Raw genomic sequence first — 20,654 nt, 5'->3', positions numbered from 1 at the left:
AAAACATGAAAATAATATGAAGCTGTCCGATATAAAACATAACGTTTAAAAGGAGGAAAAACATGAAAAGTATCATAAAATGGTTGAAAAAACCATCGATTTCTAAAAGGCTGATTATTTCATTCACACTTGTTCTCGTCTTGCCTATCATTACACTCAGTACGATTTCATATCAGATTGCCAAAGAAGAATTAGATCATGAAATCATGTACGGAGCAAACGCAAGAGTCAATGAGCTGAATGACATGATTGAGCAAAAGCTTTTGAATAAGGAGAACGCAGTCAAACTGTTTACCGAAACATCCAGTGCTGCAGACTTTAAAAAGAAAAACCAGGACGAACTGTATGAGCATTTTGAGATATACAGTAAAATCAATGAAGATGATGTGGTTGGGTTTTATGCAGCAAGTAAAAATCGTGACTTTATTCAGTTCCCTAAAGTAGACATGCCAAAAGGCTATGATCCAACAACTCGTGATTGGTATAAAGCGGCGATGCAGGACGAAAAAGGTGAACCTGTGGTCACCAATCCATACATCTCTGCCACAACAAACGGCATGGTTGTCACAATCGCTCAGCGTCTGAAGGACGGGTCGGGAGCCATTGGGATTGATATTGATGTTCAGGATATCGTCGATAAAATCAAAGATATTAAAATTGGACGAGAAGGATATCCAATTATTGCAAATAAAAATAAACAGATTGTCGCTCATCCAGAAGAAAAATCAGGATCTACAGTGACTGAAAATATTTCATCAATCCTTTACAGCAGCAAAGAAGGAACATCAACTTATGAGAATAAAGGAGAGCAAAAACGTCTCGTTTTTGTGACAAATGATTTAACAGGTTGGAAAATTGCTGGAACGATGTTTGTATCAGAAACAGAAGAAGCAGCACAGCCAGTTTGGAATTCTGCCATTATTCTTTTAATTTCTTCTTTTATCCTTGGCGGTATTGCGATCTTCTTTATCGTTCGCTCCATCACAATTGGACTTAGAAGGCTTGTTGATTTCTCAGAAAAGGTGAGTGAAGGGGATCTAACGGAAACCCTCGAAACCAAATCGAAGGATGAAATAGGAGACCTCACAAGAAGCTTTAGTAAGATGAGTGAATCTTTGCGTGAAGTTATCCGAGCGGTCCAGCAATCTGTCGACAATGTAGCTTCAGCGTCAGAAGAGCTGACTGCTAGTGCCAGCCAAACAAGTCAGGCGACAGAGCATATCACCATGTCGATTGAACAATTCTCAAATGGGAATGAAGCACAAAATGAGAAAGTCGAATCTAGCACGAATCAGCTTGTCGCAATGAATGAAGGATTACAAGGTATGTCACAAACTTCATCAGAAGTGACTGCTGTCTCCATTCAATCGACAGAAGCGGCTGGACAAGGCGGACGTATCGTTGAAAGCACAGCGAATCAAATGAAACATATCGATACATCTGTACAAGAAGCCGAACAAGTCATGAAAGAATTAGAATACAAATCTAAAGATATTACGAGTATTTTAAATGTCATTAATGGCATCGCAGATCAAACGAATTTACTTGCACTCAATGCAGCCATAGAAGCAGCAAGAGCAGGTGAATCAGGGCGCGGTTTCTCTGTCGTAGCAGAGGAAGTCAGAAAACTAGCAGTCCAATCCGCAGATTCAGCGAAAGAAATTGAAAAGCTGATCCAAGAAATTGTGTTGGAAATTTCCAAATCTCAAGAGATGTTCAAAGCTGTCAACCGAGAAGTAAATGCAGGACTTGGGATGACAGAAGAAGCAAAAGAAAGCTTCCAAAACATCTATGAGGCGGCAGAAGGTATGTCGAAAAAGCTCACTCAATTAAATGATACAGCGGTTGACCTATCAAGCGGATCAAAACTTGTATCACAAGCCATGCAAGAGATGCGTCAAGTTTCAAGAGAAAGTGCGGCGAACATTCAAGATATTGCGGCATCTGCTGAAGAACAATTGGCATCTATGGAAGAAATTTCGTCCTCTTCTGTCACACTTGCCAATATGGCTGAGGAACTAAAAGAGCTGACAAGTCAATTTAAAATTGATTAAAAAACGATGAAAAAATATCCAGAATTGTCTGGGTATTTTTTTTATTTTTAAACGTCATTTCCAGCCCTCTAAAAATAAACCTTTCATCCGATAATAACTTTAGAGAAGTAAAGGGGGAAAGAGAAAATGGGAAAAATGATCCAATGGTTCAAAAAACCATCCATTTCTAAAAAATTAGTTATTGCCTTTTTGGTAGTCCTTATACTGCCAACTGTTGCACTGACCATTAGTGCGTTTTTCACATCAAAGACAGAGTTAGACAAACAGATTATGGGCAGTGCGATGAGTCAGGTCAATGCATTTGATACCTTAATCGATGAGAATATTGGGAACAAGGCAGAGGCTGTGACCCTGTTTACAGATGATCTCAAAGCGGCTAATCTTCAAGAAAAAAATAGAAAAGCTACCATTAAAGAATTGCAGCAATATGGAAAAATTAATGAAAAAGATGTCTCTGCCATTTATGCAGGTTCAGAAAAGGGTTTGTTCATGCAATACCCAGTTCAAAAAATGCCTGATGGCTATGACCCGCGAGAGCGTCCATGGTATCAAGAGGCCATGAGTGCTGATGGTAAACAAGTCATCACGAAGCCATATGTCGCAGCATCTACAGGTAAAATGGTCATCACCATTGCCCAAAAAACGAAAGATGGCTCAGGGGTGATTGGTCTTGATATGGAAATTGACAGCCTCATTCAAAAGCTAAAAGAAATCAAAATAGGTCAAAAAGGATATGCTTTCATCATGGAGAAGGATAAAACCGTGTTAGCAGATCCAACCCAAAAGCCAGGAAGCAAAGTCAATGAGAATTTGGCGAACATTATTTTTAAAAACAAACAAGGAAACGGCAGCTATACACTCAATGGAACAGATAAAAAGGTAGCTTATGTCACCAATGAACTAACCGGCTGGAAAATCGGCGGCACGATGCTCGTATCAGAAGTAGAGGATGCAGCTAAACCCGTTTTCAATACAGCCATTATTGTGTTCAGTGTGACACTGATCGTAGCAGGAACCCTCATCTTCTTTATTGTCCGCTCTATTTCAAATAGATTATCCAATCTGGCCCGTTTCTCGAAAAAGGTCAGCGATGGTGATTTACGTGATAAACTTCAGATTCAATCAGATGATGAAATAGGACAAGTTGGTAAAGGCTTTAATACGATGATTGACTCATTAAGATCCCTCATTGGTGCCGTCCAAACCTCCGTTGAAAATGTCGCTTCTTCATCAGAAGAACTGACCGCAAGCGCAGGACAAACAAGTAAAGCAACAGAGCATATTACATTAGCCATTGAACAATTCTCCACTGGTAACGAAAGCCAGAATGATAAAGTGGAATCAAGCTCAGAAGAGTTAGAAGAAATGAACAGAGGCCTTCAGAACATGAATGAATCGGCCGAATCGATTACCGCTTCATCCATCAAATCAACAGAGATTGCAGGAGAAGGCGGACAGCTAGTAGAAAAAACCGCTTCTCAAATGAACGTGATTGATCAATCAGTGAAAAAAGCAGAGAATGTCATCAGTGCGCTAGAAAGCAAATCAAAAGATATTACCCAGATTCTTGGTGTCATTAATGGCATCGCAGATCAAACGAATTTACTTGCGCTGAATGCAGCAATTGAGGCAGCAAGAGCTGGAGAATCTGGTCGAGGTTTCTCCGTTGTAGCAGAAGAAGTAAGAAAACTTGCTGTTCAATCTGCCAACTCAGCGAAAGAAATTGAAAACTTAATCAAAGAAATCGTTCAAGATATTGATGTATCACAAGAAGTATTCACAGCAGTAAATCAAGAAGTTCAATCAGGCTTAAGCTTTACTGAACAAACGAAAGTCAGCTTCCACAATATTTTCGACATGACCAAAGAAATCTCAGATCAGCTCCAAACAATGAATCGAACAGTTGTCCAGTTGTCAAAAGGATCTGCACATGTTTCTGAGGCTGTCCGTGAGATTGCAGACGTATCCCGTGAAAGCTCCGCCAATATCCAAGACATTGCCGCTTCAGCTGAAGAACAGCTGGCATCAATGGAAGAGATCAGCTCATCCTCTGCCACCCTTTCTTCAATGGCAGAAGAATTACGTGATTTGATTAGCAAATTTAAAGTCGAATAAACCAAATGAAAAGAACCTCCAGCTTTTTGGGGTTCTTTTTTTGAAGTGAATAAATCGAAAGGAATAGGTAAATATGCTTATTTTGGTGGTTTTTTGAACATTACACCTTGAAAAATAATCCGTATTACCTAAGAATAGAGGGGGATGATCCCAAATCATAAATCAAAAGGAGTAGAGTCATGAAAAAAATCAACTTTTTTAAGCACTTTACGATGTCAAAGAAATTAATTACTGCATTCTTAGCGATTCTCCTAGTGCCCATTCTTGTGTTGGCCGCATTTTCCTATGAAGTGGCGTCTAAGTCTCTCAATGATGAGATTATGTCTAGCGCTGCAAATGGTGTGAATCAATTAAATGAACTGATCAATAAAGATGTACAGCCTAAAATTGATATTGTTTCATATTTATCTAAATCGGTGAAAAAAAAGGAACTGGCCTCTAAAAATAAGGATTTACTTAAGGTGAAATTAGAGCAACTATCGGAAACAGACGACGATGTCGTAGAAGTATTTGTTGCAGATCAGAATGGTAAACTAACTGAATATTCCGAGATTCATAAAGGCAGTGCCAAAAGCGCAAAAAATGAACCATGGTTTCAACAATCAATGGGAGATGACAAACTCATCATTTCAGATCCTTTTACAGACAAGTCATCAGATGACCTGCTCATCACAATATCAGAACAGTTAGCAGATGGTTCTGGTGTTATCGGCATAAATGTACGATTGAACACAATTGTGAAAGATACAAACAGCATCAAAATTGGTCAAGAAGGTTATGCGTTTGTCGCTACCTCAGACCAACGTTACATTGCTCATAAAACGGAAAAGGCCGGGACGAAACTGACAGGCGATTTCATCGAAAAAATGTATAACAATAAAAAAGGCAGTTTCGAATATGAATTCAACGGACAGCCGAAGCAAATGTTTTATGACACAAATGAAGCGACAGGCTGGAAGCTCGCGGGAACAATGTATGTCAACGAAGTGAAAGAAGCCGCGCAGCCAGTGCTTGACTTAACCATGATCATCCTAGCTGCTGCGATTGTCATCGGTGGAATCGCGATTTATTTTATTATTAAATCAATCCGAAAACCACTCATAGAGCTCTCTGAATCGGCTGAGAAAATCAGTCAGGGGGATCTTACCCAGCATATTGAGGTGCGCACACATGATGAAATCGGCAAACTTGCACAGAGCTTTAACGATATGTCGGCAAAGCTGAAACAAGTCATTCAAGCCGTCCAGAATTCAATTGAAAATGTTGCTGCCTCATCTGAAGAATTAACGGCTAGCGCAGGACAGACAGCCCAAGCAACTGAGCATATTACCTCATCTATTGAACAGTTCTCAAACAGCAATGAACATCAAAATGAGATGATTGAAAAAAGCTCTGTCCAGCTAAACGACATGGATCGCAGTTTATCACATATGGTCAACACGACTTCTCACATGATGGAATCATCTATCGAGTCTAGCAAAACCGCTCAGGCTGGTGGAGAGCTCGTTCAAAAAACAGCAGGTCAAATGCAAACGATTGAACAAGCAGTGAAAGAAGCAGAGCTTGTGATTGCAGGGCTAGAACAGAAATCTAAGGACATTACAAGCATTCTTGGAGTCATCAACGGCATTGCAGATCAGACGAACCTCCTCGCTTTAAATGCAGCGATAGAAGCCGCACGTGCAGGTGAGGCAGGAAGAGGCTTCTCTGTGGTCGCAGAAGAAGTCCGCAAGCTGGCAGAGCAATCAGGCAGCTCTTCAAAAGAAATTGAAAGCCTAACGAACGAAATTGTAGATGAAATTGAAAAGTCGCAGAAGATGTTTAGACAAGTAGCAGGTGAAGTTCAATCTGGATTAAACATTACAGATGAAACGAAAGTGAGTTTTGAGAAAATCACCCATAAGACATCAGAAATGACAGAACAAATGAAACAAATGAACGGATCAGCCCAAGAACTTTCTCATGGCTCAAACGATATTTCACAAGCAGTCAATCAAATCAAAGAGCTTTCACGTGAAAGTTCCGCAGGTTTCCAAGATATTGCGGCTTCAGCAGAAGAACAGCTGGCATCAATGGAAGAGATCAGCTCATCTTCCGCCACTTTATCTCAAATGGCAGAAGAACTGAGAGAGCTCATCAAACAATTTAAAATATAAGAGTCATAGTAGAACCCCTGACGTTTTGACGTCAGGGGTTTTTCCGTTATTTGCACATAATTTGGGTATTTTGGACTTATCTAGACTTTAATAAGTTAAAAAAGTAAAGAACCTAGTAGTACTTCCGATATATATACTATCTTACTAAAAGGAGTTTTCTTTTTTATGAATTTCATACAGTATTTCAAAAAACCATCGATATCAAAAAAGCTCGTTTTCTCTTTCTTATTTATTCTTTTATGCCCAATTATCGTATTGGCATTCTCTTCATATCATACGGCGAGCACCTCTTTAAATGATCAAATCATGCAAAGTGCAAAGGAAAATGTAGAACAGCTGGACAAAAACATTACGAAGGTTGTAAAAGTAAAAACAGACGCAGCCGATTTCTTTAGCAAATGGATTACGGAGAAAAAGCTGGGGCAAAAAGGAACGACTGATATTCAAGGACGCTTTGAGCAGTTCATGAGCATGAATGATGACACAGAAGGCATCTTTGTTGCTTCAAGTGATGGAAAAGTGTTCTCAAGATATCCTAATCAAAAAATGCCTGCTGATTATGTCGCAACTGAGCGGGATTGGTACAAAGATGGCTGGGCGAAAAACGGTGAGCTGTCTGTTTCCGCTCCATATCCAACCGCATCAACTGGTACGCTTGTTGTGACGATTTCTAAAAAACTTGAGGATGGTTCTGGTGTTATTGCCATGAACCTGAACATTGCGAATCTAGTAAAAGAGTCTAATAGTATCAATATTGGTAAAGAAGGTCATGCTTTTATCGGAAGCCCAGATCGAACATACGTGGCACACCCAACGAAAAAAGCAGGAACAAAATTAACAGGTGATTGGGTAGACAAGCTTTATACACAAGACAAAGGTTCAATGAGTTATATGTTTGAAGGAAAAGAAAAGCAAATGGAGTTCACAACAAACAAATCGACTGGTTGGAAAATTGCCGGTACAATGTTTGTCAATGAAGTAGAAGAAGCGGCGCAGCCAGTTTTCAACATGGCGGCCATTATATTAGCTGGTGCGCTCATCATTGGCGGGATTCTCATCTTCTTTATCATCCGTTCCATTACAAAACCACTTTCCATGCTTGTCTCATCTTCTAAGAAGATTAGCGAAGGAGATTTAACAGAAAAAATTGATGTTAAATCAAAGGATGAAATTGGTCAGCTCGGTACAAGTTTTAATGAAATGAGTGAGTCACTCAGAGACGTCATCCAAGCTGTACAGACATCTGTTGAGAACGTGGCGTCATCGTCGGAAGAACTGACGGCAAGTGCAGGTCAAACGACAAAAGCAACCGAACACATTACATCATCCATTGAAACATTCTCGAACGGAAACGAAAATCAAAGTGAAATGGTGGAACAAAGTGCAGCCCACTTGAAACAAATGAACGAAGGGCTAAATGAAGTTGCACAAACATCTGATGTCATTACAGAATCATCGGTTCAATCAAAAACAGTCGCAGAAACAGGCGGACAGCTTGTTGAACAGACAGTTGGCCAAATGAAAACGATTGATCATTCAGTGAAAGAAGCTGAAAGTGTGATTAACGGATTAGAGCATAAATCAAAAGATATCACCAACATTTTAGGTGTCATTAACGGTATAGCAGATCAAACGAATTTACTGGCTCTGAATGCAGCCATTGAAGCAGCACGTGCGGGTGAGTCAGGCAGAGGCTTCTCGGTTGTAGCAGAAGAAGTCCGTAAGCTGGCGGTTCAATCATCAGATTCTGCAAAAGAGATTGAAAAACTCGTCAAAGAAATTGTCTCTGAAATAGAAACGTCTCAAAATATGTTCAAATCTGTGAATGAAGAAGTAAAAAATGGCCTATCAATTACAGACCAAACAAAAGAAAGCTTTTCACAAATCAATCAGCAAACGGCAGAAATTGCGACAAGAATCAATGAAATGAATACGACAGTTCGTGAGCTTTCAAAAGGATCTGAGCAAATTTCTAAAGCAGTGAATGAAATTGCAGATGTATCAAGAGAGAGTTCAGCAAGTATTCAAGATATCGCGGCATCAGCAGAAGAACAGCTGGCATCAATGGAAGAGATTAGTTCTTCTTCGACGACGCTTTCCCAAATGGCGGAAGAATTGCGTGACTTAATTAAAAAATTCAAGATCAGTGAATAATGGAAAGTGGTTCTCCTCAAGGGGAACCGCTTTTCTTTTTAAGAGATGATCTCGTACAATAGAGGAAATCCGAAGAAAAGGAGAGATGTTATGCGTTTATCAAATAAGAAGGTCATTGCGTTAGTCAGTGATGATTTTGAAGATTTAGAGCTATGGTATCCCGTTTTGCGATTAAGAGAAGAGGGGGCAACTGTCCATCTCGTAGGCGAAAAAGCAGATCATGAATATATCGGGAAGTACGGAGTGCCAGCTGTATCAGATGCAGACTTCTATTCCATTCAAGCAGATGATTATGATGCGGTTCTCGTTCCTGGGGGATGGGCACCGGATAAACTGCGCCGATATCCAGAAGTATTAGACATCGTTCGTACGTTTGATGCAAAGGGCAAACCGATCGGACAAATCTGTCATGCCGGATGGGTGCTCATTTCAGCTGGTATCCTGAAAGGTAAAAAAGTGACGAGTACACCTGGTATTAAAGATGATATGACGAATGCTGGAGCGGAATGGTTTGATGAAGCCGTTGTGACAGATGGTCATATTGTATCAAGCAGACGCCCGCCGGACCTTCCGCCATATGTGAAAGCATTTGCCGATGTATTAGCGGCAAACTAGATTCACACGAACAAACAAAGGGCTGTAAAACGCCCTTTGTTCATTCAATGCCTCATTACATTTGTCTGTCGGCTGGATAGATAATGCCCATTTGTCTTCTCGCCTCGTCCATGACGGACATGGTTTGAACGGATAAGGCAAATGTATTGACTGGCGACTGTCCCTTTTTTTGCTTGATGCATTGAATGAAGTGATCGATTTCATAATACATAGCAGGTTGATCATCTTTGAGAGAAATATCGGTTTGCTTTCCATTTCGATCATGGATGGTGATACGAGAAGGACGGTGAAATTGATCAATCACCATTGTGGCATCCTCCCCTTGAATTTCAGCAGATACATGAGACGTTGAGATTTTTGAATGAAAAAGCAGTGCTTGATGCCCTTCATATTGTAAAAGTAATGAACCGCTCCCATCAACTCCAGAAGAAAGTGTATAGCCTCTCGCGGTGATTTGATGTGGCAGCCCGAATAAATAAATGATGGGAAAGACAAGATACACGCCGATGTCCATTAAGGAGCCATTGGATAATTCCGGTTTAAAAGCATTTGGAATCTCACCGTTTCGGTAGGCATCGTATCTTGAGGAATATTTACAGTAATGAGCGATCACTTGCCGAATGGGGCCTAGTTGATCAAGATGCTGTTTGATTTGAAGAAAATTCGGCAGAAATGTGGTCTTCATCGCTTCCATTAAGCACACCTGATATTTTTTCGCAGCAGCAATCATTTCTTCAGCCTCTTTCCGGTGAGAGGCCAATGGTTTTTCACATAATACATGTTTTTGATGCGCCATCATCAGCATCGCTTGCTCTTTGTGAAGGGCATTTGGACTTGCGATATACACAGCATCAAACGCATCACTTGCCGCCATTTGTTGTAAATTAGTAAAGACAGTATCAATGCCATACTTGTCTGCAAATGCCTGTCCTTTTTCAGCAGACCGAGAATAGACGGCCGTACATGTAAAATCCGCCACTCCTTCACCAGCCTGTAAGAATCGATCTGTAATCCAATTCGTTCCGATGACAGCAAATCGAATCATCACATTCCCTCCTTCTGCTTTTCTCTGATTATACATGCTTTGAAAGCGTTTGTATGAAAGAATCTTCTTTTTTATTGAAAAGCGGATGAAACCTTTACCTTAGCTGATGCGTCTTACATAAAGAATATAAATGTACGAAAAGTGGATAGTTTCCTCCTTCATTCGGGTAATACTTGAGAAGGAGGGAGGAGGAAACGAACATGAAGCGCATCCTACATATAGGAAGTACATACGCATTCGCGCTTTTATTTATAGCAGCCGGTGTTTTTCATGTGATAGAGCCAAGCGGCTTTGCCCGCATGATGTCTGGATGGCCATTTCCCTATGGCATCATTTATGCCACCGCATGCTTGGAATGGCTGCTGGCCTTTTTACTGCTTCTTCCAAACGTAAGGATTGTGGCAGCAAAAATGATCGCTGTCTATCTGGTGCTCATTTTCCCTGCGAACCTATTTGCTGCGAGAGAAGGGATTCCATTTCCAGGGCAAGAGAGCACAGAACAAGCCTTGTTATGGATGAGATTAATCGGACAACCGATTTTGATTGGATGGGCCATGTCCATTGCGAAACGTGAAAAAAAGCTAAAACAATGATCACAAAATGATGATCAAGTAGTGTACAATTTACTAATAAAATAGCCCGTGTTTGGAGGAAAGATATGAATTCTATGCAAATGTGGAGCAGTCGATTTAGAAAATTTTTTCTTGATAACAAGTTTGTTCTCTTTTTACTCATCCTGCTATTAATAGGGTTGAATATCCTTGTTTTCATGAAAGCATCTTTTATTTTCACACCGCTCATTGTACTCATCAAAACCATTGCCTTACCGATTATTTTAACGGGGGTTGTGTATTATTTATTAAATCCAATTGTGAATTTATTAGAGAGATTTAAGGTCAAACGGATCTTTTCGATTTTGCTTTTATATATCGTCATTATTGGGATCATTACAGTGACCATTGTATCTATTATTCCTTTTTTACAAGCACAAACGATGAGTCTGTTTCATAATCTGCCAAAATACGTTGATACGGTAGAAGAACAGATTCGACAACTAACAGGAAGCAACTTCATTAATCAGGCGCAGAAAACGATGAATTTTAACGTCTCTGAATTGGTGAGTAAAGCGTCAAGTCAAGCAACGAAGATTTTGGAAAGTACTTTTACCGGAGTCGGCACTTTCTTAGGGGCGCTTACTGAAATTATCATCTCGATCGTGACGGTTCCGTTCATTCTGTTTTATCTATTAAAAGACGGCAAAAAACTGCCTGACTATTTCTTGAAATTTATTCCGAATAAGTTTAGAGAGCATACACATATCGTGCTTCACGAAATGAACCATCGCTTAAGCTCTTATATTCTTGGACAGATCATTGTCAGCTTCTGTATCGGTGTTCTTCTTTTAATCGGTTATCTGATTATTGGACTTGACTATGCGCTGCTTCTAGCGATTATTGCGGCATGTACAAGTGTAGTGCCTTACCTTGGGCCAACAATTGCCATTACACCAGCGATTGTGATTGCACTTGTCACATCACCTATTATGCTACTGAAACTGATCATTGTCTGGACAGTGGTTCAACTTATCGAAGGGAAATTCATTTCTCCTCAGGTCATGGGGAAAAACCTGCATATCCATCCGATCACAATTATCTTTGTTCTATTAACAGCAGGTAAATTGTTCAGCGTAGTCGGCATCATTGTCGCGATTCCGACATATGCCGTTCTGAAAGTGATCACGACCCACCTGTTTGATTGGTTCAAAATGCGATCCAATTTGTATAAAGAAGAAAAGGTTTGATGTCATAATCTTTTTTAGAAAAAAATATAGTATCATAAAGACGAGCTTTCGAAAAAGAAAGCTTGTCTTTATGTGGACATAGATGTTTGCCTTCAAAAGATCAGAATTGAAAGGAAAGAAAATCATGAATCTATGGGATTTATTCGTGGCACTGGTTTTAGGAATTGTCGAAGGATTAACTGAGTATGCACCTGTCTCGTCTACAGGGCATATGATCATTGTTGATGATCTTTGGCTAAAATCAAAAGACATCATTACGCCAGAGGCTGCAAACACATTTAAAGTCGTGATTCAGTTAGGTTCTATTTTAGCTGTCATGATCGTGTTTAAAGATCGTATTTTGAACTTGTTAGGCTTAAAGAAAAATATCACAGAAGAACAAAAACGCAGCGGACATAAGCTGACCATTGCTCAAATTGCTGTTGGACTCGTCCCAGCCGTCATTTTAGGATTCTTATTTGAAGATTATATTGATAAATATTTGTTTGATGTGAGAACGGTCGCTGTCGGTTTGATTTTAGGGGCTGTGCTGATGCTTGTCGCTGATTGGATCAATAAACGTAAAACAGAAACAAGCTCTGTGGATAATATGACGTACAGACAAGCGCTGTATATCGGGTTATTTCAATGTTTAGCACTATGGCCAGGCTTCTCGCGTTCAGGTTCTACAATAGCAGGTGGTGTTATTCTTGGTCTGAATCACCGAGCGGCGGCTGACTTTACGTTTATTATGGCCATGCCGATTATGGCGGGAGCAAGCCTCTTAACACTTGTTAAAAATGCCGAATATTTAACAACAGACATGCTTCCATTCTTTATTGTGGGCTTTGTGAGTGCGTTTATTGTGGCTCTCTTTGTTGTTCGATTCTTCCTAAAACTGATTAATAAAATCAAACTTGTGCCTTTTGCGATCTACCGAATCATCCTAGGTCTGATTTTATTTATCCTGTTTATGTAATGATGGAAAACTACTCTTTTAAAAGAGTAGTTTTTTTGTTGTTTTGCCCTTTTAAACAGTAAAAACAGCCTCTTAATTGGTAGAAAAAGAAGTTTTTTCTTAAATTAGTGTTTAAGTGACAAAGAAAAGGGTAGTACATAGACATACCAATTAAAGGAGGAGTTAGAAAAAATGAGGAAAACAAGTAAATTTTTTGTTAGCTCTATGATTGCTACGTCAATGGTTGCTGTCCCTTTATCTCTTACGACTTTTGGTCAAAAGGCTGAAGCTGCTACGACAACAGGTGTCGATGGAAGTGTCTCGATTGATCCAGTAGCCATTGCCGATAAAATTGAACAAGCAGTAAAATCATCTCAAAATCGTGATGGATTTGTAAAAAATGCGGCATACAGTGCATTCTATGAAGCAGGTCAAAATTACAACGTAGTTGTTCAAAACTTAAGCCAAGATCATGACTTTAGCGGACTGAACAATGTTGTTTATTATGATAGTGTTGAATATGACGGCATTACGTTTGGTATTTGGGTATTTGAAGATGGTACGTTTGTCAACAATGGTGACGGCGGCTATATTAACTGGACTTTTGTTGGTAGCTTTGACCGCGAAGAAGGAAGCGGTACTGTCGATTTCCATAAAAGATTCTAATCTCAACGTCAAAAGTCTGCCGATCCATCGGCAGACTTTTTTAAAGCGCACATTCTTCTATTTCAAAACCTAAATCTTCAATGATGTGATGATCGGTTTGAACTTGCTGTCCTTTTGTCGTTAAATAATCGCCTACGAAAATAGAGTTCGCTGCATATAATGCGAGAGGCTGAAGCGTTCGCAAATTAAACTCTCTTCCGCCAGATACTCGAATTTCCTTAGCCGGGTTGATAAATCGCATCAGTGCCAAAACCTTCAACGCTTTGATCGGATGTGTGCGTTCTTGATGTTCAAGAGGCGTTCCTTCAATTGCATGGAGAAAGTTGACGGGAATCGAATCCGCATCAAGGGCTCTAAGCGCAAAAGCCATTTCGACAATTTGTTGATTGGTTTCGCCCATGCCAATAATAACCCCTGAACATGATGACATCCCTGACTGTTTGACCTTATCAATGGTCGAAAAGTGGTCATGATATGTATGATTTGTCGTAATGTGAGCATGATGATCTTGATGTGTATTGATATTATGGTTCATAACCGCTAACACGGCAACAGGTACAAAAGCAGATTTCTTAAGTGTTAAACGAAGAGCCCAAGACTATACCTACTATAGATGACGCTGGTGTGATTTCAGCATCTATTTCAGGCAAACCAATCAATTAACAAATGGACAGCTTATTCTAGTGGAGGTTACAATGGGGAAGGAAGCATTGGGATAAACACATTTAAGGAAATGATCAAAACTTAAGAGGAAACAAAGTCAATGTTACGGGAAGCAATCAATTGAATTACATAAGTCTATTGACCTGTTTGTTTGGAAAAGGATAAAATTACATAAATATATCAACATATAGGGAAAGAGGTTTAATTGTGGGAATAGCTATAGTACCTATTATACTTGCTCTACTCTTTTGTATTTTCTATTTTTTGAAACAGGATCAAAAAGTCATCTTTTTTCAGGATGTGTTCTGTTTCTAGTTGTACTCGCTGCAATTTTTGTTGCTTTAATTATGTTTATGGGTTCTTGAATTTATAAGTAAATAAATAGTACCGTTGAATTCCTTCGAGGTACTATTTACTTATTTTGGCGATGTATCTTTTTTAATACTCGCATACTTTATCTTCGCATTCAGGTTTTTCTTTAGCATCAACAGTAAATGAACCTACTTCATCATTTGCCTTATCATATATTCCCCATATTTCTTTTTTTTTATTACCATTGAGGTAACCATTAATTTCAATGCCACCCATTGGGTTTATCATATAATCATTAGTATAATCAATTCGTTCAACATCAGTATAGTTTGTTTTAATAAAGTCAGTCATTCTTTTTTTTGCCAAGGAATAAAATTCTTCTTTTTTAGCTTCTTGGGCTTCTATTTTTTTTTGGTGTTGTTCCTTCAAAAATATCCCTCCAACCGTTATAATTACCAGACCTATTAGGATTATTATGTATTTTTTCATATAACCATCCTTTCTGTCTTGCATTTTACATGAGTGAAGGGGGATTGTACATGAATACAAAGACTGGCATACCTAATTTATAAAATGAAGAAGTTGATATTAAACGAAGACTTAATTCCTTAGCGGCGATAAGGGGGATTAAGACGAGGCGAAGGTCTTGCACTTGAATGGCATTTAGATGTGGACTGGGATGCTAGTGGATTTAAAATTAATCGGTCACTATCAAAGACAATTCAAGTTAAAACGCATGTGAAAGACTTCAATTCCAATACATGATTTGCGTCACACGGTTGCTTTATTGATAGAGATGGTGTGAAAGCAAAAGTGCTATTCAAAGATGTGCCGGACATGCTAGCGCCAGAACAACATCTGATATATATGTTCATGTAACAGATGAAATGAAAAAGAGTGCAGCGAATCACTTTAACAGGTTTAATCCAAAATATCTGAGAAAACACAAAAACAGAGATAGAAAACTTTCGTCCCCAAGGTTAAAAATAATGCATAGTACAAAATTGAGAAATTTCTCATCAAACATAAAAAAAGTAGTCTTCCCCCTTGTATTCTATGGGAGAATTAAATATAATGTTATTTGTTGAAACATCCCGGGGCATTAGCTCAGCTGGGAGAGCGCTACGCTGGCAGCGTAGAGGTCAGCGGTTCGATCCCGCTATGCTCCATATATGATGATCATTGATACATAGCCATTCTTGAGATAATCGGGAGTGGCTTTTGTATGTTTAAAAACAAAAAGGTAACATCTCTCTGTCTACAAATTTAAGCTTTATTTCCATTACAAAAACGGGTTCAGTCCCATCCACTGGATAGGGATTTTTTTGTTTATTTTAATTTACAAAGGACTCAACCAGCATTGAAAGTAAAAAATGAAGGATTTGGAATTAAAAGACCTTCTTAATTGTGTCAAAGTACATAAATATCCAGAAATATATTTAGATAATAACTTACAAGTAATTTATATAGGTGATAATCTTACAGAGTTTGGGTACCAGTTTGAATTAAAGCATATAGAAGAGTTACTAGTCTATTTTTTAGATATCCCACAGCACCACTATTTTATATCATTAGAAGGTGATTGGTGTATGTGCATTTCTTATGAAAACTATTTGGATTTCGGTTTTAGTTTAAACAAGAAATAATTTTAAGTGTAACGTATAGGAAAAATAAAAGATTATTAGGAAGTAAAAAAACTTGATTGGCTTGTCTATCAAGGTTTTTGCGTTTATTGGACTCCCTGCTGAGAAAAAACGATAAAAAGCCGACAAAAAGGGCTGTATATTTCTACCCTGATAAAGGAGCAAAAAATAACGGCATTGACGGCTACTATGGTCCAAAGACAGCAAATGCGGTCAAGCGGTTCCAGCTTATGCATGGGCTTGCTGCCGATGGCATCTATGGTCCAAAGACAAAAGCGAAGCTAGAAAAGCTATTAAAATAAAAAAAGACCTTTCTCCATATGGAGGAAGGTCATTTCTTTATTTCGTCTAACAGTTCAATAATTTTTTGATTAGACTGTTTCTGTTCACGGAGCAAAGAAACAATGTTACCTGTAAACCCAATTAAAATGATCAGTAAGATAATTATTATCCACAGAAGCAATACTAATTCCCCCTTACGGCTCTATTAAGGTCCTAAAAGTCGAGTAACTCTTATTGTTTAAACCATCCTCAATTTTACCTGTCTTATACGGAGAAGGAAATAGGACAATTTGATAGTTTTGTTTTTCTTTAACAATAGGAATATTAACTTCGTAAATATTAGTTGATCCCCCTTTTACAGAAATAAATGATACAGTCTTGTTATTGAATTTCACTTGTTTTGTACCTGAAAAAGCAACTACAGCATAATCTAGGTTCCTATCATTTGCATTGAAGATTTGTAGGAATGCTTTTTCATTAGCTTTGGATTTAAATAGAATCTTATTTCCTCGTTCTTGGGAGGTAAGGAATGCTTCCTCTCCTGATAGTTCTCCAGTCGTTTGTAAGGGGGGAAGGTGTTCAACGTGTTGGTGATTTTGATTGTTTTTAATGTATCTTAGGGTGATAATATCTTGGAGTCCTGAACCAATATCTATATTCTCAGTCTCTAACTGGAATTCTGCTTCAGGGATAATCAATAAACTTAACTCTCTGTGATTAGGGGGACTTTCAAATTCTAATTGAATTTTTTTCACAGTGTTTTTATTCATTGTGAATGTATAAGAGTTTGAGCGCTTTTTGTTGTCAGCTTTGAATGGTATAGTTTGAAAATCTGAAAGAATTACTAGGCTGTATTTTCTTTTTACACTTAGATAATGGCTAAAGGATAAGACTTTTTTGTATGTTCGTCCTTTCTTGGCTCCAATATCTAATGTGTCTAGGATTTCCCCGTTTACCTCATATAAGCCATAAGAAACTGTTTCTGATCCAGGGCCTGTAATATCTTCTTGTTCGTCATTATATTTTTCAATAGGTGAAGGAGTAGCTGGAACACTTTCTTTTTTTTATCAGAAATGCAACCAGTGAATAAAAAGCATACTCCTATAACCAGAAAGCAGTTTAAGAACTGAATTCTAATCTTCATGTATATTTTTATAGAAGATCAAATATGTCAAATTTCTTTTGATGAGTAACAGTTTTATAACCGTTTCGCTCATATTTAGTATTGCCGTAAGACGATCCTTTACAACCCCATCCGCCAGTTACTCCACCTAATGCTTCTGCCCCAGCATAGTTTGAGTTACTATTTGAATCTGTAGCACTTTTAGTAAGAGCGCCTTTTTGGCTATACAATCTTGATTTGGCCTCAATTTTGTTAATTTTCATCTTTGCCTTTGCTTTAGTAAGCATTGAATACTTACATTTCCATGCGCCATCGCCGGATCGTAATTTTTTGATTTCCATATTTGAGGTGTAATCTTTTGCTAATATATTAGCATTCTTGTCACCTACTTCTGTTTCAAGAATTGATGCTGAACTCTGAGAAAATTCCTCAACAGTGACCCACTCTTCTTCAGTGTTACTTAATGTTGCATCTGCTGATTTAGGTAAAGAAAACATTGAGCTAGAAACTAAAGCAAGAGTGGCGGCTTAAAACAACTTTTTTCATACATGAAAACTCCTTTTCTGTAAATTTGATACACCGCAATTATACGTGTCTAACATTTTTTGTGAATGAACAAAAAGACTTGTAGATTCGACAATTCATTAATTTATCCCTGTTTTTACAGTCCAAAAAAAACAGGACAAAACTCCTTGCGGGACAACGAAACATGATTTTGCGTTAGAATGAAAAAACTTCTATATATTATATTTTATGGTAAACATATGTTAATATTTGTTTGAGTATTTAGAATTTGGACAGAAAGAGGTGTTTATTATGAGTAAACTTGCTTCTGAGTATGTTGCTAATATCTTAAATGAATGGTATATGGCTATAAAACAGCAAGATGTTGAGGTTGCGAGAAATATTTCGAAGAGGGCAGGGCTCTGTTTGATGAAATGGAAGAAGACCAAGAAGTATTGATGTATTATTCTTTGCTTGAAGAGAGACATAAAATGATGCTTCACCAGGACAAAGGTAAAGAGTTCCCAAAGCACTCGTATTTCAGTAAGAAACATAAGAAAGAAATTCGAAAAACAGATAATATGATTGAGTATTATTTCTTTTTATTTGAAGCTCTATACGAATCACACAATCGTAATTATGGTAACGCAATTAGTCTTTTTAAAATCGCTGAGAAAAAACTTGCAAATATTCCCGATGATATTGAAGCTGCTGAATTTTATTCAAAGGTAGCCTCTCTTTATATGATGCTTGGTCAAAACATAGTATCTTTAAATTATATAAAGGATGCAATGCACATTTATAAAAGAAATGAGGGTTACAAAAAAAAGCTTGCGACGTCTATGATGGTTGTGGGGCATAACTATACAGAGCTGGGCCAATATGATAAAGCTGAAGATATTTATTTCGAAGCAATACGAATTTCCAAACAACTTGAAGATCCTTTTTTTGAGGCTATGATCCATCATAATTTAAGTATCACTTATTCAGCTGCTAAAAGACCTCAAAATTGCATAAATGCTCTGAAAAAAGCATTTAGAAATGATGAATGGAAACAGTCGGTTTATTACATAAACTCCCTCTATATGATCACAAAAGAACTCTTCATAATAGGACAATCCGATCAAGCTATTTATTATTACAAAAAAGCACAGGAAAACTTAAATGAAAAAGAGAATAAAGTGTATGAGGCTAAAATAAACATTATTTATGAGTTGTTCCAGAAAACTCCTGAAGAGAGCGTTAATAAGTGCAGGAGCTACATTCATTACTTATTTGAACAGAATGATGCGGATAGTGTGCGCGATCTCGCTTTAATCATTTCGCAATATTATGAGGCGAGAAGTTATATTCAAGAATCTCTGGAATTCTCTAATCTTGCTATTTTAGCCGAGAGGAAAATGAAGCAGTTGGAGGGTGTCTAATGAAAAACTTAATTCTTTGTTTAGCTGCTCTAGGCGCGATAGTAGCGGCTAGTTATGCGGGCTCAATGAATGCTCATGTTACAGAGAAACCGGTCGGAACTTATATGTTATTAGCAGAAAAACCAGTCGGTACTTAATAAAACCCTTCTCATCTTAGAAGGGTTTTTTACTTTTAAAGGAATCGTTGGAACGTAAGTTTGCTAACGTGTTGGATTATTTTCAGCATCTACATTTCTTTTAATTTTGCTTCTGCTGCTTTCATTGCTGTTGTAATTGATCGGAATACAACTTCTGAAAACGTATAGGCAAAAATAAAACAGACCCTACATGGTCTGTTTTTTTATGGGGACGGATCGGGGACCAACCCTTTCAGTTTTGTTCAGAAATGAAAATCTTTATTCAGAAAGGCTCATCATAGAACCTTATTAAAACAGTCTTTTTCAGTGAATATAAGTTTGTTTTGGGTGATGTCGTTCACCCTGCCAGCGTAGCACTCTCCCATCTGAGCCAATGCCTCGATGTGTTAAGACATAATCACCCCTCCTGTAAAATTCAAGCTGTAAAACACAAACACCCCGGCTATTTTTCTTTCTGATCAATCGGAATATAGTCAAAGATGTCTCCCGAATGAACCGAGTGGGCTAATCGTCTAAGCCAATCATAATAGGCTTTTGAGCTTTCAAGCTGTTCAATGAGCTGTTTCGCTTCCTCTCTTTCATGTTCCGCCGCCTGCTCATCACGAGCTACATCTTGAAGGCGTTCTTGCGCTTCTTCAATCGCTGCTAGATTGACCTCAACCTCTCGTTCCCATTTTTGCGGGAAGAAGTTCATGAAAAACTTAAAAAAGTCTTTCTCAGCAACAAAGCTGTGTTTTCTTCGGCCACGGTGAAAAGTCTTTTTGACAATATTCATGTCTTGCAGTTTTTTCACACCCGTACTCATACTAGGCTTACTCATTTGCAGCTCTTCACGCATTTCATCCAGCGTCATTTCCTCATTTAAATACATCGTCCCATATAGAATACCCGCACTTCTAGTAATGCCATAGAGATCCATTGTTTCAGCGATGGAATCAATGACGAGATCCTTAGCAGCTAAAATGCGTTCTTCTGCTTGTGGCTGTTCCTGCTTTTTCATCTTGTCCCTGCTTTCTATTAAGT

The 20,654-nt window shown here is 38.3% G+C and carries 16 protein-coding genes, 1 tRNA gene and 5 pseudogenes; 16 read left to right on the top strand and 6 right to left on the bottom strand.

Features of this window, described 5'->3' with window-relative positions:
• Window positions 1–62 precede the first annotated feature (62 nt).
• The 8 genes and pseudogenes from NSQ64_RS21030 to NSQ64_RS16060 form a co-directional block, all read left to right on the top strand.
• A pseudogene (locus tag NSQ64_RS21030) lies at window positions 63–1,112 on the top strand (cache domain-containing protein); the annotation flags it as partial.
• Window positions 1,104–2,054, top strand: coding sequence for a methyl-accepting chemotaxis protein (locus tag NSQ64_RS21025; protein ID WP_370529240.1), 951 nt, complete (start codon window positions 1,104–1,106; stop codon window positions 2,052–2,054). The pseudogene NSQ64_RS21030 and the gene NSQ64_RS21025, both read left to right, overlap by 9 nt.
• 126 nt (window positions 2,055–2,180) lie before the next feature.
• Window positions 2,181–3,224 (top strand): annotated as a pseudogene (locus NSQ64_RS21020) (HAMP domain-containing protein); the annotation flags it as partial.
• Window positions 3,219–4,169 (top strand): methyl-accepting chemotaxis protein, encoded by a 951-nt coding sequence (locus tag NSQ64_RS21015; RefSeq protein ID WP_445684657.1) that lies wholly within the window; start codon window positions 3,219–3,221, stop codon window positions 4,167–4,169. The pseudogene NSQ64_RS21020 and the gene NSQ64_RS21015, both read left to right, overlap by 6 nt.
• A gap of 179 nt (window positions 4,170–4,348) precedes the next feature.
• Window positions 4,349–5,386, top strand: a pseudogene (locus NSQ64_RS21010) (HAMP domain-containing protein); the annotation flags it as partial.
• Window positions 5,378–6,325: a methyl-accepting chemotaxis protein gene (locus tag NSQ64_RS21005; RefSeq protein WP_370539194.1), complete on the top strand. Its 948-nt coding sequence runs from the start codon at window positions 5,378–5,380 to the stop codon at window positions 6,323–6,325. The pseudogene NSQ64_RS21010 and the gene NSQ64_RS21005, both read left to right, overlap by 9 nt.
• 165 nt (window positions 6,326–6,490) lie before the next feature.
• Window positions 6,491–8,479, top strand: a complete 1,989-nt coding sequence (tlpB, locus tag NSQ64_RS16065) for a methyl-accepting chemotaxis protein TlpB (protein ID WP_341017295.1) — start codon at window positions 6,491–6,493, stop codon at window positions 8,477–8,479.
• A gap of 90 nt (window positions 8,480–8,569) precedes the next feature.
• Window positions 8,570–9,094: a type 1 glutamine amidotransferase domain-containing protein gene (locus NSQ64_RS16060; protein ID WP_008344162.1), complete on the top strand. Its 525-nt coding sequence runs from the start codon at window positions 8,570–8,572 to the stop codon at window positions 9,092–9,094.
• A 55-nt stretch (window positions 9,095–9,149) separates the two neighbouring features.
• Here the strand turns inward: NSQ64_RS16060 and NSQ64_RS16055 are convergent, their stop codons facing one another.
• Window positions 9,150–10,139 carry a Gfo/Idh/MocA family protein gene (locus NSQ64_RS16055; protein WP_024719702.1) on the bottom strand — a complete coding sequence of 330 codons (990 nt, stop codon included), beginning with the start codon at window positions 10,137–10,139 and terminating at the stop codon, window positions 9,150–9,152.
• A 200-nt stretch (window positions 10,140–10,339) separates the two neighbouring features.
• Between NSQ64_RS16055 and NSQ64_RS16050 the strand changes: the two genes are divergently transcribed.
• From NSQ64_RS16050 to NSQ64_RS16035, 4 genes are all read left to right on the top strand, one after another.
• Window positions 10,340–10,732, top strand: a complete 393-nt coding sequence (locus NSQ64_RS16050) for a hypothetical protein (RefSeq protein WP_341017292.1) — start codon at window positions 10,340–10,342, stop codon at window positions 10,730–10,732.
• A gap of 65 nt (window positions 10,733–10,797) precedes the next feature.
• Window positions 10,798–11,940, top strand: coding sequence for an AI-2E family transporter (locus tag NSQ64_RS16045; protein ID WP_024719700.1), 1,143 nt, complete (start codon window positions 10,798–10,800; stop codon window positions 11,938–11,940).
• 124 nt (window positions 11,941–12,064) lie between these two features.
• Window positions 12,065–12,898 carry an undecaprenyl-diphosphate phosphatase gene (locus NSQ64_RS16040; RefSeq protein ID WP_024719699.1) on the top strand — a complete coding sequence of 278 codons (834 nt, stop codon included), beginning with the start codon at window positions 12,065–12,067 and terminating at the stop codon, window positions 12,896–12,898.
• Between the two features lie 171 nt (window positions 12,899–13,069).
• Window positions 13,070–13,543, top strand: coding sequence for a hypothetical protein (locus tag NSQ64_RS16035; RefSeq protein WP_007500557.1), 474 nt, complete (start codon window positions 13,070–13,072; stop codon window positions 13,541–13,543).
• A gap of 40 nt (window positions 13,544–13,583) precedes the next feature.
• On the opposite strand, the pseudogene NSQ64_RS16030 reads toward NSQ64_RS16035, so the two are convergent.
• Both NSQ64_RS16030 and NSQ64_RS16025 read right to left on the bottom strand, forming a co-directional pair.
• Window positions 13,584–14,075, bottom strand: a pseudogene (locus NSQ64_RS16030) (biotin synthase BioB); the annotation flags it as partial.
• Window positions 14,076–14,644: 569 nt separating this feature from the next.
• Complete coding sequence (locus tag NSQ64_RS16025) at window positions 14,645–15,007, bottom strand: DUF1433 domain-containing protein (protein ID WP_171465694.1); 363 nt, start codon at window positions 15,005–15,007, stop codon at window positions 14,645–14,647.
• A gap of 607 nt (window positions 15,008–15,614) precedes the next feature.
• Here NSQ64_RS16025 and NSQ64_RS16020 point away from each other — a divergent pair.
• Both NSQ64_RS16020 and NSQ64_RS16015 read left to right on the top strand, forming a co-directional pair.
• Window positions 15,615–15,687: transfer RNA gene (locus tag NSQ64_RS16020), tRNA-Ala, on the top strand.
• A gap of 608 nt (window positions 15,688–16,295) precedes the next feature.
• Window positions 16,296–16,463 (top strand): annotated as a pseudogene (locus NSQ64_RS16015) (peptidoglycan-binding domain-containing protein); the annotation flags it as partial.
• A gap of 174 nt (window positions 16,464–16,637) precedes the next feature.
• Here the strand turns inward: NSQ64_RS16015 and NSQ64_RS16010 are convergent.
• Both NSQ64_RS16010 and NSQ64_RS16005 read right to left on the bottom strand, forming a co-directional pair.
• The gene (locus tag NSQ64_RS16010) at window positions 16,638–17,198 is read right to left on the bottom strand and encodes a hypothetical protein (protein WP_268383171.1); all 561 of its coding nucleotides are present in this window, start codon (window positions 17,196–17,198) and stop codon (window positions 16,638–16,640) included.
• A gap of 397 nt (window positions 17,199–17,595) precedes the next feature.
• Entirely contained in the window at window positions 17,596–18,063 is a 468-nt protein-coding gene (locus NSQ64_RS16005; RefSeq protein ID WP_268383174.1) for a hypothetical protein, read from the bottom strand.
• Window positions 18,064–18,504: 441 nt separating this feature from the next.
• Between NSQ64_RS16005 and NSQ64_RS16000 the strand changes: the two genes are divergently transcribed.
• Entirely contained in the window at window positions 18,505–19,494 is a 990-nt protein-coding gene (locus NSQ64_RS16000) for a tetratricopeptide repeat protein (RefSeq protein ID WP_445684648.1), read from the top strand.
• The gene (locus NSQ64_RS15995) at window positions 19,494–19,631 is read left to right on the top strand and encodes a hypothetical protein (RefSeq protein ID WP_186325117.1); all 138 of its coding nucleotides are present in this window, start codon (window positions 19,494–19,496) and stop codon (window positions 19,629–19,631) included. The genes NSQ64_RS16000 and NSQ64_RS15995 overlap by 1 nt, the downstream gene beginning before the upstream one ends.
• 442 nt (window positions 19,632–20,073) lie before the next feature.
• Here NSQ64_RS15995 and cudC read toward each other — a convergent pair whose 3' ends face one another.
• On the bottom strand, window positions 20,074–20,631 hold the full coding sequence (gene cudC, locus NSQ64_RS15990; protein ID WP_025207856.1) for a choline uptake/conversion transcriptional regulator CudC: 558 nt from the start codon (window positions 20,629–20,631) through the stop codon (window positions 20,074–20,076).
• Window positions 20,632–20,654: the final 23 nt, after the last annotated feature.

Source organism: Bacillus sp. FSL W8-0183 (assembly GCF_038006825.1).
Taxonomy (GTDB): Bacteria; Bacillota; Bacilli; order Bacillales; family Bacillaceae; genus Bacillus; species Bacillus altitudinis.
Note: the sequence above shows the minus strand (reverse complement) of the source record. Positions and strands in the feature narration are given on the sequence as shown.

What these genes read in the sequence shown, in the direction of transcription:
- NSQ64_RS16050 (WP_341017292.1), top strand. Translation starts at nt 10,340, where the DNA reads ATGAAGCGCATCCTACATATAGGAAGTACATACGCATTCGCGCTTTTA.
- tlpB (WP_341017295.1), top strand. Translation starts at nt 6,491, where the DNA reads ATGAATTTCATACAGTATTTCAAAAAACCATCGATATCAAAAAAGCTC.
- cudC (WP_025207856.1), bottom strand. Translation starts at nt 20,631, where the DNA reads ATGAAAAAGCAGGAACAGCCACAAGCAGAAGAACGCATTTTAGCTGCT.
- NSQ64_RS16005 (WP_268383174.1), bottom strand. Translation starts at nt 18,063, where the DNA reads ATGTTTTCTTTACCTAAATCAGCAGATGCAACATTAAGTAACACTGAA.
- NSQ64_RS15995 (WP_186325117.1), top strand. Translation starts at nt 19,494, where the DNA reads ATGAAAAACTTAATTCTTTGTTTAGCTGCTCTAGGCGCGATAGTAGCG.
- NSQ64_RS16045 (WP_024719700.1), top strand. Translation starts at nt 10,798, where the DNA reads ATGAATTCTATGCAAATGTGGAGCAGTCGATTTAGAAAATTTTTTCTT.
- NSQ64_RS16060 (WP_008344162.1), top strand. Translation starts at nt 8,570, where the DNA reads ATGCGTTTATCAAATAAGAAGGTCATTGCGTTAGTCAGTGATGATTTT.
- NSQ64_RS16040 (WP_024719699.1), top strand. Translation starts at nt 12,065, where the DNA reads ATGAATCTATGGGATTTATTCGTGGCACTGGTTTTAGGAATTGTCGAA.
- NSQ64_RS21005 (WP_370539194.1), top strand. Translation starts at nt 5,378, where the DNA reads ATGTCGGCAAAGCTGAAACAAGTCATTCAAGCCGTCCAGAATTCAATT.
- NSQ64_RS21015 (WP_445684657.1), top strand. Translation starts at nt 3,219, where the DNA reads ATGATTGACTCATTAAGATCCCTCATTGGTGCCGTCCAAACCTCCGTT.
- NSQ64_RS16000 (WP_445684648.1), top strand. Translation starts at nt 18,505, where the DNA reads ATGGAAGAAGACCAAGAAGTATTGATGTATTATTCTTTGCTTGAAGAG.
- NSQ64_RS16055 (WP_024719702.1), bottom strand. Translation starts at nt 10,139, where the DNA reads ATGATTCGATTTGCTGTCATCGGAACGAATTGGATTACAGATCGATTC.
- NSQ64_RS16035 (WP_007500557.1), top strand. Translation starts at nt 13,070, where the DNA reads ATGAGGAAAACAAGTAAATTTTTTGTTAGCTCTATGATTGCTACGTCA.
- NSQ64_RS21025 (WP_370529240.1), top strand. Translation starts at nt 1,104, where the DNA reads ATGAGTGAATCTTTGCGTGAAGTTATCCGAGCGGTCCAGCAATCTGTC.
- NSQ64_RS16025 (WP_171465694.1), bottom strand. Translation starts at nt 15,007, where the DNA reads ATGAAAAAATACATAATAATCCTAATAGGTCTGGTAATTATAACGGTT.